The organism is Mycobacterium pinniadriaticum, assembly GCF_026242045.1.
GTDB lineage: Bacteria > Actinomycetota > Actinomycetes > Mycobacteriales > Mycobacteriaceae > Mycobacterium > Mycobacterium pinniadriaticum.
Genome location: NZ_JAPJDO010000026.1, coordinates 35,519 through 50,944 on the forward strand (window position 1 = coordinate 35,519; position 15,426 = coordinate 50,944).

The following is a 15,426-nucleotide window of genomic DNA, read 5'->3' on the forward strand; positions in this document are numbered from 1 at the left end:
ATCTACTCGCACTTTCCCGGCGAATTGTCGGTTTCGCGGCAGTTAGGCGAAACGCTTGAGCCGCAGGCTGTTGGTCACCACCAGCACCGACGAGAATGCCATCGCCGCGCCGGCGATCATCGGGTTCAACAGGCCCAGCGCGGCCAGTGGAATGGCCGCGACGTTGTAGCCGAACGCCCAGAACAGGTTCTGCTTGATGATCCGCAGCGTGCGCGACGACAGCCGCAGCGCGGTCGGAACGGTTCGCAGGTCGCCGCGGACCAGCGTGATGTCGCCGGCCTCGATCGCGGCATCGGTGCCGGTCCCCATCGCCATGCCGACATCAGCGGTGGCCAGGGCCACCGAATCGTTGACACCGTCGCCGACCATGGCGACCTTTCGCCCCTCGGCCTGCAAACGCGCGATCACGTCCGCCTTTTCCGAGGGCAGCACACCCGCGATGACGTTCTCGGCGGCGATGCCCACCTCCTCCGCCACCCGCGCGGCCACCGCCGGGTTGTCCCCGGTGAGCAGGATCGGGGTGATGCCCATGGACTTCAGTTCCGCGATGGCCTCGGCGCTGGTCGGCTTGACCGCGTCGACCAGCCGGATCACCCCGTGTTGGCCGCCCTCCCAGCTGACCGCCACGCTGGTACGTCCATCATCGTCGGAGGCGCGGGCCACCCGCACCGTCACGCGAGAGACGACACCGCTGACCCCGGTGCCGGGATCGTTGGCGAAGTCACTGACCGCCGGTACCCGCAGGCCCCGCTCCCGCGCGGCGGCCACGATCGCGGCGGCCACCGGATGCTCGGAGGCGGACTCGACGGCGGCCGCCCGCGCCAAGACGGTGTCGGCGTCAGCGCCGGATTCGGCCTCGACGGCGGCCACCGACATCGTGCCGGTGGTCACCGTCCCGGTCTTGTCCAGCACGACGGCGTCGATGCCGGTGACGGTCTCGAGGACCTGCGGTTCCTTGATCAGCACTCCGAGTTGAGCGCCGCGGCCCGTGCCGACCAGGATCGCGGTCGGTGTCGCGAGGCCCAGCGCACAGGGGCAGGCGATGATCAGCACGGCCACCGCGGCGGTGAAGGCCGCCGTGACGGGCCCGCCGGCCACCAGCCAGGCGACCAGCGTGATCAGCGCGATGGCCAGCACCACCGGCACGAAGACCGCCGACACCCGATCGGCCAATCGCTGGATCGACGCCTTCCCGCTCTGCGCATCGGCGACCATCCGGGCCATCCGGGACAGCTGAGTGTCTGCTCCAACTCGTAAGGCGCGCACCATGATCCGGCCATAGGTGTTGACCGCGCCGCCGAGCACCTCGGCGCCGGCCCGCACGTCGACGGGCACCGATTCACCCGTCATCGCCGACATGTCCAGCGCGGAGGCCCCGTCCACGACGACGCCGTCGGTGGCCACCCGTTCACCGGGGCGCACCACGATCACGTCGCCGACCTCCAACTCGCCCACCGGGATCCGGACCTCGCCGTCGTCGCGTACAACCGTGGCGTCTTTGGCGCCCAGCGACAGCAGCGCGCGCAGGGCAGACCCCGCCGACCGCTTGGCCTTCGCTTCGGCATACCGGCCGGCCAGCAGGAACACCGTCACGGCCGCCGCGACTTCGAAGTACACGTGGCCTTGCCCGTGAGCTGCCGCGCCGGTCACCACCGCGTACACCGACCACAGATAGGCGGCCAGGGTGCCCAGCGATACCAGGGTGTCCATGGTCGACGATCCATGTCGCGCGCTGCTCAAAGCGGCCTTGTGGAACGGATAGCCACCCCAGAACACGATCGGGGTCGTCAGCACCAGCACCAGCCACGGCCAGCCTGGGAATTGCCACGGCATCACCATCGACAGCGCGACCACGGGCACCGCCAGCACCGCCGAGCCGATGAGCCGGGGGCGCAGCTGCTCGGTTGGGACGTCGTGGTTCATATGGTCGTGACCGTGGCCGGAATGGTCGATCACCGAAGCGTGGTAGCCGGTGGATTCCACGGCATGGATCAGGTCGTGCTCGGAGACCTGCGGCCCGTGGTCGACGTGCGCGCGCTCGACGGCGAAATTCACCGTGGCGTGCACACCCTCCAGGCCGTTGAGGCCGCGCTCGATCTTCGATGCGCAGGACGCGCAGCTCATGCCGCTCAACTGAAGGTCGGTTGTCGTCATACCCCGACTATACCCCTAGGGGGTATGATGTCCAGTAGATTTTCGCCTCGCACAACAACACGCCGATGTCCTCGTCCGGTGTCTCCGGATCGTCCGGTTCCGGAACCGGGCGCAGGTGCCGACGCTCGCGGCCCGTCATGGCGACCCGCCTGCCACCTCTGCGCCGATGTTCTCGCGATGACCTCCGATTGCTTCGACCAGGCCAGAGATGGGCGCGCAGACGTCCCGCGCCAACTCCTGCAGTCGATACCGCCGCTCCGGGTCGTCGCCGGGATCCCCCAGACCGGGCAACCCGGCAAGGGCGGCCAACAATCCGGCCGCCAACAACCACGGCTCGGCCGGGAATCCGGCGATCGCATTGCGCAGCGCACCACCGACGTCGTCGGCCAATGCGGCGACACGGCACGCGTCATACGGTTCGAGATTCCCGGCCGGCACCCCGAGCACCCTGTTCCGGCCGGGGCGCAACCAGCCGGCCGCGACCAACTGCTCGCGCACCGCTGTGATCGCCTCGTGCGCGTTCCCGGCGACCAGCTGCGCCCAGGTCGCTCGATTGTGGACCCCGACCTGGGCAAACTCTGCTCGAAGGATGGGATCGTCGGGACTCGCCGCCTTGCCGGGCACCGCCCGGCCCCCGCGTTCGACCAGGTAACCGCTCAGCTGCAGATCGGTCAGCATCGCCGCTCGCAGGGCCAGCCCGAACAAAGCAGGGTCGTGACCGTCGAATGTCCCCTGCTTGGGGTCGAAGGCGAGCAGGAACAGCTGACCGTGCAGCGTCGGCGGCACGGTCGAGGACCCGCACGACAAGCCGCCCACGCGTTCCATCCCCCTCCTCGTCCCCGCCTTCGCGCGTCGCCACAGATATCAGCTTGTCGCAGAACGAGTTTGAGATTGACCCCAGCTGAGCCCCGCCGCTCAGTTGCACCAACTCTGGCGCATAAGCCGGCAAATGACGTAAGTAGGGCACTACCTCATTTGTTGCCTTCGTTCCAGCGACGCGGTTTCGGTGGGACAATGAAGACACCGATGAGGGAGAGATGACCTCCGATGACTCTGACGCACAACGAGCAGCGGTCCGCTCCGACCGAACACATGGCGGTGCGGTGCGTCGATTCCGATGTGCATCCGGTTCCGCGGCGTGGGGTGCTCCTCGACTACATACCCGAACCCTGGCGCACGAAGTACTTCCTCTCGCACCCGGTCGGTGAACAGATCTACTACGACGCCCCCGACTACGCGCATGCCTACGCGATGCGCACCGATACCTTCCCGGACGACGGCGAATTCGCCGGAAGCGACCCTGACCTGGCATTTCGTCAGTTGATCATGGATGCGGGCGCCGACATCGCCATCCTGGAGCCGTTGGCTGCCGGTCACCGGATAGCCGACGCGGCGCAGGCCTCGGCCATCGCGACCAACCTCTGGCTGGACGCGCACTGGCTGGACAGCCGCAACAACTGGCACGAACGCTGGCGCGGATCGATCTCGGTGGCCATCGAGGACCCGGTCGGCGCTGCCCGCGAGATCGAGAAGTGGGCCGGCCACCCGTACATGTCCCAGATCCTGATCAAGGCCGAACCCCGGCCCTCATGGGGCGACCCGCAATACGACCCGATCTGGCAGGCCGCCACCAAACACGACATCACCGTCAGCTGTCATCTGGGCCGCGGCAAGTACGAAACGCTCCCGATCCCACCGGTCGGCTTGCCCAGCTACAACCACGATTTCATGGTCAGCTACTCGCTGCTGGCGGCCAACCAGGTGATGAGCCTGGTCTTCGACGGGGTGTTCGACCGCTACCCCACCCTGCGCATCGTGTTCGTCGAGCACGCCTTCAACTGGATCCTGCCGCTGATGTGGCGGATGGACGCCATCTACGAGGCACGTAAGCCCTGGATGGACATCAAGCGCAAACCGTCCGAGTACGTCAAGGACCACATCAAATTCACCACCCAGCCACTGGACTACCCCGAGGACAAGACCGAACTCCTGCGGGCCTTCGAGTGGATGGAATGCGAAAAGATCCTGCTGTTCTCCTCCGACTACCCGCACTGGACCTTCGACGACCCACGCTGGCTGGTCAAACACCTACCCGAACACGCCCGCGACGCGGTGATGTGGCGCAACGGCGTGCAGACCTACAAGCTGCCTACGACGGTTCCGGTGCTGGAGGGACAGACGCGGGTGTTTTGAGCACGGGAACGGCACGGGCGCGCCTGGCCCGAACCAGACCCGCCACGCCCAGAACCGCCAGCACCCCGGCCGCGGTGATCAACACCCAGGTCAACAGCATCATCGGGGGGTCGTAGACGACCGACGTCGTCGTCGGCTGACCGTCGGCGACCGGCGCCACGAACACCAGGTCGCGCGATTGCAGGCCGGTGATCACGCCGCCGACCAGTGCCGGCACGGCCAGCATCAGCTGGATGAAATGCCTCACCGAGCGCTCGCCGTCCGGCCCTCGACCAGGTCGGTGAGCGCGGTGCGCAAGCCCCGATGGTTACGCGCCCAGGCCTGCGCGGTCCGCTTGCCACTGAGCTCGACGCCGATTGCGGTACGACCGCGGGGCACTCCCGACAATTCGCCCAGCGCCCGCGCCGACTGCCACTTCTCCAAGGGCTCGCGGGACTTCACCGAGTGCTGCGCCTCCGGGAACACCGCCACGATGGTGCTGATCGGGGTGACCTCGGTGCCCTCCCGCAGGGCATCCCGGGTGAGTTCGACGCTGGTGTGGATCCGGGCGGCCTTGACCTGCAGCCCCAGAAATCCCGTCACGAGCACCAGGAAGATCAGCGGTACCACAGGCTGGAAGCCCACCCCGCCCTTGATCTGAATCAGCAACATCGCGATCGCCGACACCGGGCCGGCCAGCAGCCAGTACCAACTGGCGCCGTTTTCGAAGAACAGCCGTTCGGGCTGCTCGGGCAGCTCGTCGTCAGGCATCGGACTCCGGCGAATCGGGCGGCAGGTACCACTGCTGCGCCGACGGCCGCATCACCAGAACCCCGGCGACCATCAGCAAGACCAGCACGAACAGCCACACCACACCGCTGGTCAGCACCGCGAACAAGGCCAACGCCACAGTGAGCGCGAGCGACAGCGCGACGGCAGCGCGACGGAACCGGGTGTCGCCGTTGCGGGCCCGGCCGGCCAGGAAGCTCAACAGCGCGCCGCTGAGAATCCACAGCACGCCGGCGCCCCGGAAGACGACCGGCACGTGGGCCTGCGAGAACACCAGGAGCAGGCCACCCATGATCAGCAGGATTGCCGCCGCCAGCCAGCACCAGAAGGCGATCGAGACGACACGGGGCCTGGGTTGGGATGCGGACATGGTCGGGCCAGCCTATCGGTTCACTTGGTGAAGAACCCTTGGGCGTCCTGCCGGTGCAACAGAAAGATGCCGCCCATGATCAGCACCGACCCGACGATGCCGGTGACCGCGAAGATCACCGCCTGCACGGTCTCCCGCTCGGTGCTGAACAAACTGGCCGCCGTGTATACCACGGTCGCCACCCCACCGCCGGTCAGCAACGTGCGGGTCCAGCGGTACCCGGACCGCATCAGGAACAGGAACGTGACGACCAGGGCGCCCATCGTCAACGCGGCCAGCACGCTGACACCGATCACCATGATCGAAGAGTGCTTGCTCGCGGCGAAGTAGGCGTCCACGAGATAGCCGATCACCATCAACGGCAGGGCGGTCAGCCACAGCCAGAACCCGGTGTCGACATCGGCTGGACGCGCGGGCGCCCCGGTTGGCGGCTGCTGGGTCACGCGAGCCAGCCCGCGACGTCGGCCGCCCAATACGTCAGGACGATATCGGCGCCGGCACGCCGGATGCTGGTCAGCGATTCCAGCGCAGCGGCCCGACCGTCGATCCACCCGTTGGCCGCGGCGGCGCTGATCATCGCGTACTCCCCCGACACCTGGTAGGCGGCCACCGGGACCGGCGAGACGTCGGCGGCCGCGCGCACGACATCCAGGTAGGCCATGGCGGGTTTGACCATGATGATGTCGGCGCCCTCATCGAGGTCGAGGGCGATCTCGCGGAGAGCTTCCCGGGCGTTGCCGCTGTCCTGCTGATAGGTACGCCGATCACCCTGCAGACTCGAGGCCACCGCCTCGCGGAACGGGCCGTAGAACGCTGAGGCGAACTTGGCGGCATAGGCCAGGATCAGCACGTCGGTGAACCCCGCCGCGTCCAGTCCGTCGCGGATCGCCGCCACCTGGCCGTCCATCATGCCGCTGGGCCCGACCACGCGTGCACCTGATTCCGCTTGAGCCACGGCAAGTTTGACGTACTGAGAATTGGTCGCGTCGTTGTCGACCCGGCCGCGCGAGTCGAGCACGCCACAGTGTCCGTGATCGGTGAACTCGTCGAGACAGGTGTCGGCCATCAACACGGCGTCATCGCCGAGGTCTTTGGTCAGGTCGCGCAGGGCGACGTTGAGGACGCCGTCCGGATCCACGCCGCAGGAGCCCATGGCGTCCTTGTCGGTCTCACGGGGCACCCCGAACAACATCAGCCCGCCGACACCAGCCTTGACGGCCTGCTCCGCCGCGCGCCGCAGCGACTCGCGGGTGTGCTGGTGCACACCCGGCATGGAAGCAATGGGCCGCGATTCCGATATCCCGTCGGCAACGAACATGGGAAGAACCAGATGTCTGGGCTCCAAGGAGGTTTCGGCCACCATCCGACGCAACGCCGGGGTTGATCGCAGCCGACGCGGGCGCTGTCGTGGATAACCGGGCAAGGTCATGCCTTCTGTTCGTCGCTAGCGGCGTCGGCTCTTCTTGCGCGGCGGCGGCAATGCACCTTCGGCACGCAGCCGCGCGGCATGCTCGGCCAGCGCATCGACCAGCGGACCGACCGCGGCCGTCTCGGGCTGAACATCCACCCGCAAGCCGAACTCGGCCGCCGTCTCCGCGGTCTTCGGTCCGATGCACGCCACGATCGTGCGGGCGTGCGGCTTGCCGGCGATGCCGACGAGATTGCGAACCGTGGAGCTGGAGGTGAAGCAGACCGCGTCGAAACCGCCGGTCTTGATCATCTCGCGGGTCTCCGCCGGCGGCGGTGCCGCGCGCACGGTGCGATACGCGGTGACATCCTCGATCTCCCAGCCACGGTCGCGCAGACCTTCGGCCAGCGTCTCGGTGGCGATATCGGCACGCGGCAGCAGCACCCGGTTGACCGGATCGAATATGTCGTCGTACTCCGGGAATTCGTCGAGCAGCCCCAGCGAGGACTGCTCGCCGGAGGGCACCAGCTCGGGGCTCACGCCGAAGGCGCGCACCCGGTCGGCGGTCGACTCACCCACGCAGGCGATCTTCACCCCGGAAAACGCCCGGGCGTCGAGCCCGAATTCGCCGAACTTCTCCCACACCGCGCGCACCGCGTTGGTCGAGGTGAACACTACCCATTGAAAGCGGCCGTCGACCAAACCCTTGACAGCCCTTTCCATCTGGGCCGGGCTGCGCGGCGGCTCGACGGCGATGGTGGGCACCTCGATGGGCAGCGCGCCGTGGCCGACCAGCCTGTCACTCATCTCGCCGGCCTGATCCTTGGTGCGCGGCACCAGGACGGTCCAGCCGTACAGGGCCCGGCTCTCCCACCAGTTCAGCTTGGCGCGGTGCGCCACGGTCTTGCCGACGGTGGCCACCAGGGTGCCGGTCAGCGGACCGGCCGGATCGCTGTTGCACGCCAGGGTGGCGCGGTCGGTCAGCCCCGCCAAGGTGGTCTCGACCGACCGCTGGGCACAGGTGGTGCCGTTCGACGTGACCACGCAGGGGGTGCCCTCGGCCAGGCCGTACTCGATCAGGGTGCGCGCCGCCTCCGGTAGGTGGGTGGCGTTGGCGGTCAGGATCAGCGGGCCGGGCGCGGCCGCCAGGGCCGCCCAGTCCACCTCGCCGCGCACATCGGCGACGGTATGCGCCGACCCCAGCGGCAGGCCGGCATAGGTCGGCACCGCGCTGGTGGCGGGCAGCCCGGGAACGATCTCGAACTCGGCGTGGGCCCGGGCCACCGCGTTGACCTCGGTGATGACCGAGTCAATCGACAGCGGATCACCGGCGACCAGCCGCACCACGTCGAAGCCCGCCTTGGCCTCGGTGACCAAAGTCTTGGCCACCTCGGCCGGGTCGCCGAGCGCCGGCCGGATATCCGGGCCGACGGAGACCACCGGAGGGGCGGTTTCGTCGTGTCCGTCCGCGGGACCGCCGTCGCGTGCCGGGGCGGGGCCGACCGCGGGCGGCAGGTCGGTGCCGACGACACCCAGCACGGCCTGCGGCACGTCCGGGTCGGTGAACACCAGAGCGGCATTGGCCAAAACGGTACGGGCGCGCGTCGTCAACAGATTGGGGTCACCTGGCCCCGAGCCGACGAACGTGATGCGTCCCGGCTTCGCCTTACGTCCCCGACCGCTCACATGCCCAGTCATCGCTTCACTCCCGCTCTACTCCGCCTTCTTGTCCTTGCGGAGTCTGTGCCGACATGACCTCGCGCGCGCCGAGCTCGAACAACTCCGCGGCCACCGAGAGCCCCAGCTCTGCGGACCGGCCGGGTGATCCGATACCGGACGCGCGGATCACGTCGGATCCGTCTGCTGCCGCCACACATGCGCGCAGTGACAACTCGTCGAAGACGCGGCCGTCGTCATCGATGGACTCGACCACTTCGGCGATCGCGCCCACCGGTGCGGAACAACCCGCCTCCAGTTCGGCCAGCAGGACTCGCTCGGCGGTGACCGCGGCGCGGGTGTCGGGATCGTCCAACTCTCCCAACAGCGCCGCGAGCTCGGTGTCGCCGGCGCGGCACTCGACCGCGAGCGCACCTTGAGCCGGCGCTGGCAACATCTGCACCGGCTCCAGCGTCTCGGTGACATCGCCGAGTCGTCCGAGACGGGCCAGGCCCGCCCGGGCAACCACGATGGCGTCGAGATCACCGCTGCTTACCCTGTTCAACCTGGTATCTAGGTTGCCTCTTAGGGGGCGGATTTCCAAACCGAGACCCAGTGCTCTAAGCTGTGCGGCCCGCCGCACGGAGCTCGTGCCGATCACCGACCCCGCCGGCAACTCCCCCAGCACCATCCCGTCGCGCGCGACCAGGGCGTCGCGGGCGTCCTCCCGGCGCGGGACCGCGGCGATCACGAAGCGCTCGTCGGGAGCCGTCGGCAAATCCTTGTACGAGTGCACCGCCATATCGACGCGGCCGTCGCCGATGGCTTCGCGCAGCGCGGCGGTGAACACCCCCACCCCGATCTCGGCGACCGGCTTGTCCGACCGATCACCCTCGGTGCTGATGATGACCAGTTCCGCGCGATGCCCGCGCTCGATGAGTTGGTCCCTGATGCTCCCGGCCTGCGTTGTCGCCAGCAGGCTGCCCCTGGTACCGATCCGGATCACGGCGTCTTTGCTGCCGGCCAACCGCGCTACCCGGTACCGTCGGTTCGGCCCTGATCGAATTCCGTTGCCCGCAGAGGCAATTCACCTGCGGCAAGGGCGTCGACGGCCTGTGGATCGAGTTCGAAGAGTTCCCGCAACGCCTCGGCGTAGCTGTCCCCACCGGGAGCGCTGGCCAGCTGCTTGACCCGTACCGTCGGGGCGTGCAGCAGCTTGTCGACCACCCGGCGGACGGTGCGGGCAACCTCGTCGCGCTGGGCGTTGTCCAAGCCCGGCAGCCGGTTGTCCAGCCGCAACAGCTCAGCCTCGACGACGTCGGCGGCGCGCTGGCGAAGCGCGGTGACGGTCGGCGTGACCTCGGACATCCGCTGGCCGGTCAGGTAACTGGCAACTTCGGCGGCGACGATCTGGCGGGCGGCTTCGGCGTCGGTGGCCGCGGCCCGGGCGGAGGGCTCCCGCTGCACCCGATCCATATCGATGACCGAGACACCGGGCAGTCCGGCAACGGCGGGGTCGACGTCGCGGGGCATACCGAGGTCGCAGAACACCAGCTCATCGGCGGTCTCGTCACGGCGGGTACTGGCCAGTGCGTGATGCACGTCGGCGAGCGACACCACCGGGCGGACCGCGCCGGTGCAGCTGACCACCACATTGGCGGCGGCCAGCGCGGCCGGCAACTCCTCCAGGGTCAGCGCCCGCGCGGTGGCTCCTTGCTGGCGGATGTTCTCGGCCAGCCGCTGCGCGCGGGGCAGGGAGCGATTGACGACGTCGATATGGGTGATCCCGGCCCGCAGCAGATGCGCGACCGACAGCCCACCCATCGATCCGGCACCGACGACGGTCGCGTTGCGCCCAGCCAGGCCGGTCAGTCGAGTCCCGGCGATGTCGAGAGCCACCGACACCACGCTGGCACCGGCGGCGTCGATCGCCGTCTCGGAATGCACGCGCTTACCCACCGACAGGGCACGCTGAGCCAGGTCGTGCAGGACGCGGCCGACGGTCTTGTTCGTCTCGGCGTTGGCATACGCGCGGCGGACCTGGCCGAGTACCTGCTGCTCGCCGATCACCGCGCTGTCCAGGCCGCTGGCGACGGCGAAGAGATGCTCGACGGCCGCCTCGCTGTAGCGGACGTAGGCGTACTTGGTCAGATCGCCCATCGACATCCCGGAGTGGTCGGCCAATACCTGGCCGATCGCCGACAGGCCGCCGTGGAAGGCGTCGACCACCGCGTACACCTCGACCCGGTTGCAGGTCGAGAGCACCATCGCCTCGGTCACCAGCGGCGACTGCAGCACCTGATCGATGATCTTGACCTGGTCGGAATCATCGGTCGACAACTGTTCGAGAACCGATACCGGAGCGCTGCGATGCGACACCCCGAAGAGCAGCACGCTCACGGCACGATCACCTGGCCCGCTCCCTTGCTGTCACGGAATGCTCCGTTAGTGAAACTTACTTCCACGGTAAACGCTGCGCAGGCGGCTGGCCAAATTCCAGAGGTGATTCACACTTCGTCATCGACGACCGGACGGCCGGGTGCGAGATCGGCTCGTAACCGTTCGGCGTCGACATCCCAGTAACTGTGCTCGCGCCCGTCGAGGAGGACAACCGGTAGGCGGTCGCCGAATTCGGCGCGCAACGTGCTGTCACCGGCGGAGGCCGCCGCATCGACGTCGGTCACGGACAACTCGAATCCGAGCTCGGCGGCCAGCTCCACGAGCCGGTCATGGACCTGCCGGCAGATGGTGCACCCGGCCCGGGTCAGCAACTCGACGTGTGCGCGGCTCATCCGACCCAGTGTCGCAGTTAGGGTTGACCCATGAGTTCCGGGGACCACGATCAGGAGCTCGCAGGGGACGCCAGCGCCGAGCGGGCCCTCGACGAGTTGGTCGCCGAGCAGGCCAGCGCCGTGGCACGCGACGCCAGCATCGCCGCGCGGCGCGATCCGGAGCCGCAGCCCGCCGAGCCGGCGGCACCGCCGCCCGCCGACCTCACCGCGGCGGCGTTCTTCGACGTCGACAACACGCTGGTGCAGGGGTCCTCGCTGGTGCACTTCGGGCGCGGCCTGGCCGCCCGCAAGTACTTCACGTACGCCGACATGTGGAAGTTCGTCTACGCCCAGGCGAAGTTCCAGCTGACCGGGCGGGAGAACAGCGACGACGTGGCCGAGGGTCGTCGCAAGGCGCTGGCCTTCATCGAGGGTCGCTCGACCGCCGAGTTGATCGCGGTCGGCGAGGAGATCTACGACGACATCATCGCCGACAAGATCTGGCCCGGAACCCGGGCGCTGGCGCAGATGCACCTCGACGCCGGCCAGCAGGTGTGGCTGGTCACCGCGACGCCCTACGAGCTGGCCAGCACGATCGCCCGCCGGCTGGGCTTCACCGGTGCGCTGGGGACGATTGCGGAGTCCGAGGACGGGGTTTTCACCGGCCGGCTGGTGGGCGACATCCTGCACGGCGTCGGCAAGGCCCATGCGGTACGGCAGTTGGCCATCCGCGAGGGGCTCAACCTCAAGCGCTGCACCGCCTATTCCGACAGCTACAACGACGTGCCCATGCTGTCTCTGGTCGGGACGGCGGTCGCCATCAACCCGGATGCCGACCTGCGCGAGTTGGCTCGCGAACGCGGCTGGGAGATCCGGGATTTCCGGACCGCGCGCAAGGCGGCCCGGATCGGGGTGCCCTCAGCGCTGGCGCTCGGGGCGATCGGCGGGGCGCTCGCCGCAGCCGTGTCGCGGCGACACGAACACCACTAAGGGGTTTGAGACCGCACTCTTCAGCGATGATTCGGCCCGATCGTCGCTCTGAACGCGGCCTCAACGCGGCTCACCCCCGCAATCACGCGCAACGCCGCTGATAGGCTCCCCGGGTGTCAATCGCCAGCGACATCATCGGGACCCACTATCGCTACCCGGACTACTACCTGGTCGGCCGGGAGAAGATCCGTGAGTACGCCAAGGCGATCCAGTCCGACGATCCGCTGCACTACAGCGAGGAAGCGGCCAAGGCCGCCGGCTACCCCGACGTGGTGGCGCCGCTGACCTTCATCGCGATCCCGGGCCGCCAAGTGCAATTGGACATCTTCCGCAACTTCGACGTCGGCATCAATATCGCCCGGGTCATTCACCGCGATCAGAAGCTGCTTTTCCACCGGCCGATCGTGGCGGGTGACAAATTGTTCTTCGATTCCTGGCTGGATTCGGTGATCGAATCGCACGGCACCGTCATCAGTGAATTGCGCAGCGAAGTCACCGACGCCGACGGCAAACCGGTGATGACCACCGTCGTGACAATGATCGGTGAAGCCGCCGGCGACGAAGAGACAAGCGCTCAGGTGGCGGCGATCGCCGCGGCGGCACTGGGCAAGCAAACCGCGCGCTGACCCGGACCGCTCAGCCCAAGAACATATTGCGACGCTTGGTCAGCAACTGATACAGCGTCTGCTGAATGGTCTCGCGCACCTGGTCGGTGAGCTCGAAGGTGACCATTGGGTCGTCGGCCGCGGACTCGTCGTAGTCGGCTGTTTCGATCGGCGTACCGAAGGCGATGTGCCACTTGGACGGAAGCGGCATCAGCCCCGCCGGGCCGGCCAACGGGAACAGCGGCGTGATCGGGAAGTACGGCAACCCGAACACCCGCGCGAGGAGCTTGACGTCGGCAATCATCGGATAGATCTCCTCGGAACCGACGATCGAGCACGGGATGATCGGCGCCTTGGTTTGCAGCGCCGCCGAGACGAACCCGCCGCGGCCGAATCGCTGCAGCTTGTAGCGATCCCGGAAGTGCTTGCCCAGACCCTTGTAGCCCTCGGGGAAGACCGCCGTCAGCTCCCCGCCGACGAGGAGCCGGTGGGCGTCGACGGTGGACGCCATCGTGTGACCGGCCTTGCGGGCGATCGGCCCCATCATCGGCATGTCGAACACCATGTCGGCCGCCAGCAACCGCAGATCCCGGTGCTCGGGGTGATGGTCGTGCACCGCCACCGACAACATCAACCCATCGAACGGCAACGTCCCCGCGTGGTTGGCGACCACCAGGCCGGCACCACTGGTGGGCAGATTCTCGATGCCACTGACCTCGACCCGGAACCAATTCTGGAAAAAGAAACGCAGCAAAGGCAGGACGAGCGCGTTGTTGAACATCGGGTCGAAACCGAATTCGTCGACCTCGTAATCACCGGTAAGACGTTTGGAAACGTAATCGGCGATCGCCGAAATACGTTGCGCCAGTTCATTGGGAGCCTCGTCACCGGGCGCAGTCGCGCCCGCGCCCCGGTGCGCGTCAATTTCCTTGACGACGGCGGCAATATCCTCCGCCGACGCGCGGGTGCCGGGATCAGCGAGCAGCGAGGGATGTCGGCGCGCGGCCTCGGCACGTTGAGCAGCCCGACGAGCGGCCGCTGCACGACTCGAATTCGAATGCAGCGGAATCACTTTCGCTTTCGATTCACCCGCCACTTCAGTTACCTTCTCCCCACCATCGGCTCATCAGCCGCCCCATCGCTGCGCAACGACGACCGCGCGTCTCTCCAGAGAGCGTACCCATTTCGGGTCGATGATCGGAGTCAAACCTCGACCCCGCACGTAGTCGTCGAAGGCTTCCATCGTCGTCCATTTCGGCGAAAAGCCCAACTCGGAGCGCATTCGCGCGGTGTCCATGACGCGGCCGTAGTTGAGCCAATCCATCTGGTCACGGTTGAGGTCGGAGCTCCGGCCCGTCCTGCGCAACGAATTCAGAGCCCAAAAGCCAGTATTCGGCAGCGGAACCGCAATGCGCCCGGACCGCCGAATCGCCTGCGACATCATGATCACGCCGTCGGCCCCGATATTGAACGTGCCCGATTTACCGGCCATCGTCGCGCGCTCCAGTGCCCCGAGAGCGTCCTGCTCGTGAAGCAGCTGTAGCCGTGCGTCGTGACCCAGCACCGTGGTCACCAGCGGGCCGGCCAGATACCGCGACAGGGCGGTATCCATGCCCGGGCCGATCATGTTGGCCAGCCGCAGGATCGTCACCGCGATATCGGGCCGGCGCCGACCCAATCCGCGCACGTATCCCTCGATGTCGATGCTGTCGCGGGCGAAGCCCTCACCCGGCGGGCGGCGGCTGCTGCTGTCCTCGGTGTAGACCACCGGGTCATGGGCATGCGACCCGTAAACCTCGGAGGTCGACTTGAGGATCACCCGCCGCACCGACGGTGCTTTCTGGCACGCCGCGAACAACTGCATCGCGCCCATCACGTTGATTTCCTTCAACGTCGCGCGCCCGCCGGAGCGCGGGGCGTACGAGGCGGCGGCGGCGTGCACGACGGTGTCGACCTCGCCGTTTCGAATCACCTTGGCGATGAACGGGTTTCGAATATCGGCACGGACGAACTCGGCTCGACCCATCCGGCGCAGCAAGTCCTTACTCGGCGCCACGGCGTCGACCGCGATGACCTTGTTGATCAACGGGTTCTGCGCCAATCGGGCGGTCAGATACCCGCCAAGGAACCGGCATGCTCCGGTGACCAGCACGACCTTCGGGTAGTGCGGGGCTTCGGTGTCGGGACCGCCGGATTCCATCTGCACAGCTTATCGGCCGAGACTGAGCTCGGCACCGGCCGATGGCAGCGGTCGAGGCCGGGCGCGATCCCCGGCAGAAGCCTTACTTACCGAGTTTTCTGCGCTGGACCCGGGTGCGACGCAGCAGCTTGCGGTGCTTCTTCTTCGACATGCGCTTGCGCCGCTTCTTGATGACTGAACCCATGAAATCCGCTACCTAAGTCTTCGCAGTGCCTGCACCAGAGCAGGCTTCTTTGTGTCCCGGACACCTTACCTAAGCAGGGACGCGGAACGGAAAACGGCCGGTCCGAGACGAGCCGGTCGCCTTCGAC

General features: G+C 67.6%; 17 protein-coding genes. 3 read left to right on the forward strand and 14 right to left on the reverse strand.

Features of this window, described 5'->3' with window-relative positions; translation table 11 throughout:
- Positions 1-42 precede the first annotated feature (42 nt).
- Positions 43-2,154, reverse strand: coding sequence for a heavy metal translocating P-type ATPase (locus ORI27_RS23400; protein WP_265999458.1), 2,112 nt, complete (start codon positions 2,152-2,154; stop codon positions 43-45).
- Between the two features lie 135 nt (positions 2,155-2,289).
- Positions 2,290-2,979, reverse strand: a complete 690-nt coding sequence (locus ORI27_RS23405; protein WP_265999459.1) for a GOLPH3/VPS74 family protein — start codon at positions 2,977-2,979, stop codon at positions 2,290-2,292.
- Between the two features lie 222 nt (positions 2,980-3,201).
- Between ORI27_RS23405 and ORI27_RS23410 the strand changes: the two genes are divergently transcribed.
- Positions 3,202-4,347: an amidohydrolase family protein gene (locus tag ORI27_RS23410; protein WP_265999460.1), complete on the forward strand. Its 1,146-nt coding sequence runs from the start codon at positions 3,202-3,204 to the stop codon at positions 4,345-4,347.
- Here the strand turns inward: ORI27_RS23410 and ORI27_RS23415 are convergent.
- From ORI27_RS23415 to ORI27_RS23455, 9 genes are all read right to left on the reverse strand, one after another.
- Positions 4,304-4,594, reverse strand: coding sequence for a cytochrome c-type biogenesis protein (locus tag ORI27_RS23415; RefSeq protein ID WP_407666406.1), 291 nt, complete (start codon positions 4,592-4,594; stop codon positions 4,304-4,306). The two genes, ORI27_RS23410 and ORI27_RS23415, sit on opposite strands and share 44 nt — an antisense overlap.
- Positions 4,591-5,097, reverse strand: coding sequence for a DUF3093 domain-containing protein (locus ORI27_RS23420; RefSeq protein WP_265999461.1), 507 nt, complete (start codon positions 5,095-5,097; stop codon positions 4,591-4,593). Before ORI27_RS23420 ends, ORI27_RS23415 begins: the two co-directional genes overlap by 4 nt.
- The gene (locus ORI27_RS23425) at positions 5,090-5,485 is read right to left on the reverse strand and encodes a hypothetical protein (protein WP_265999462.1); all 396 of its coding nucleotides are present in this window, start codon (positions 5,483-5,485) and stop codon (positions 5,090-5,092) included. The genes ORI27_RS23420 and ORI27_RS23425 overlap by 8 nt, the downstream gene beginning before the upstream one ends.
- Before the next feature lie 20 nt (positions 5,486-5,505).
- The gene (locus ORI27_RS23430; protein ID WP_265999463.1) at positions 5,506-5,928 is read right to left on the reverse strand and encodes a hypothetical protein; all 423 of its coding nucleotides are present in this window, start codon (positions 5,926-5,928) and stop codon (positions 5,506-5,508) included.
- Positions 5,925-6,914 (reverse strand): porphobilinogen synthase, encoded by a 990-nt coding sequence (hemB, locus tag ORI27_RS23435; RefSeq protein ID WP_265999464.1) that lies wholly within the window; start codon positions 6,912-6,914, stop codon positions 5,925-5,927. Before hemB ends, ORI27_RS23430 begins: the two co-directional genes overlap by 4 nt.
- 15 nt (positions 6,915-6,929) lie before the next feature.
- Positions 6,930-8,591 (reverse strand): bifunctional uroporphyrinogen-III C-methyltransferase/uroporphyrinogen-III synthase, encoded by a 1,662-nt coding sequence (locus tag ORI27_RS23440; RefSeq protein WP_265999465.1) that lies wholly within the window; start codon positions 8,589-8,591, stop codon positions 6,930-6,932.
- A gap of 4 nt (positions 8,592-8,595) precedes the next feature.
- Complete coding sequence (hemC, locus tag ORI27_RS23445; protein ID WP_265999514.1) at positions 8,596-9,555, reverse strand: hydroxymethylbilane synthase; 960 nt, start codon at positions 9,553-9,555, stop codon at positions 8,596-8,598.
- Positions 9,556-9,581: 26 nt separating this feature from the next.
- Entirely contained in the window at positions 9,582-10,949 is a 1,368-nt protein-coding gene (locus ORI27_RS23450) for a glutamyl-tRNA reductase (RefSeq protein ID WP_265999466.1), read from the reverse strand.
- Positions 10,950-11,056: 107 nt separating this feature from the next.
- Positions 11,057-11,341 carry a glutaredoxin family protein gene (locus ORI27_RS23455; RefSeq protein WP_265999467.1) on the reverse strand — a complete coding sequence of 95 codons (285 nt, stop codon included), beginning with the start codon at positions 11,339-11,341 and terminating at the stop codon, positions 11,057-11,059.
- A gap of 30 nt (positions 11,342-11,371) precedes the next feature.
- Here ORI27_RS23455 and ORI27_RS23460 point away from each other — a divergent pair, with 30 nt between their 5' ends.
- Together ORI27_RS23460 and ORI27_RS23465 are read left to right on the forward strand one after the other, a co-directional pair.
- Positions 11,372-12,310 (forward strand): HAD family hydrolase, encoded by a 939-nt coding sequence (locus ORI27_RS23460; protein ID WP_265999468.1) that lies wholly within the window; start codon positions 11,372-11,374, stop codon positions 12,308-12,310.
- Positions 12,311-12,423: 113 nt separating this feature from the next.
- On the forward strand, positions 12,424-12,936 hold the full coding sequence (locus ORI27_RS23465; protein ID WP_265999469.1) for an FAS1-like dehydratase domain-containing protein: 513 nt from the start codon (positions 12,424-12,426) through the stop codon (positions 12,934-12,936).
- A gap of 10 nt (positions 12,937-12,946) precedes the next feature.
- Here ORI27_RS23465 and ORI27_RS23470 read toward each other — a convergent pair whose 3' ends face one another.
- The 3 genes from ORI27_RS23470 to ORI27_RS23480 all read right to left on the reverse strand — a co-directional run bounded on the left by ORI27_RS23470 (position 12,947) and on the right by ORI27_RS23480 (position 15,299).
- Positions 12,947-14,011 carry a lysophospholipid acyltransferase family protein gene (locus ORI27_RS23470; protein ID WP_265999470.1) on the reverse strand — a complete coding sequence of 355 codons (1,065 nt, stop codon included), beginning with the start codon at positions 14,009-14,011 and terminating at the stop codon, positions 12,947-12,949.
- 30 nt (positions 14,012-14,041) lie between these two features.
- A complete protein-coding gene (locus tag ORI27_RS23475; RefSeq protein ID WP_265999471.1) occupies positions 14,042-15,115 on the reverse strand; it encodes an SDR family oxidoreductase in 1,074 nt (357 codons plus the stop codon).
- Positions 15,116-15,197: 82 nt separating this feature from the next.
- Positions 15,198-15,299 carry a 30S ribosomal protein bS22 gene (locus ORI27_RS23480; RefSeq protein WP_003402602.1) on the reverse strand — a complete coding sequence of 34 codons (102 nt, stop codon included), beginning with the start codon at positions 15,297-15,299 and terminating at the stop codon, positions 15,198-15,200.
- Positions 15,300-15,426 lie beyond the last annotated feature (127 nt).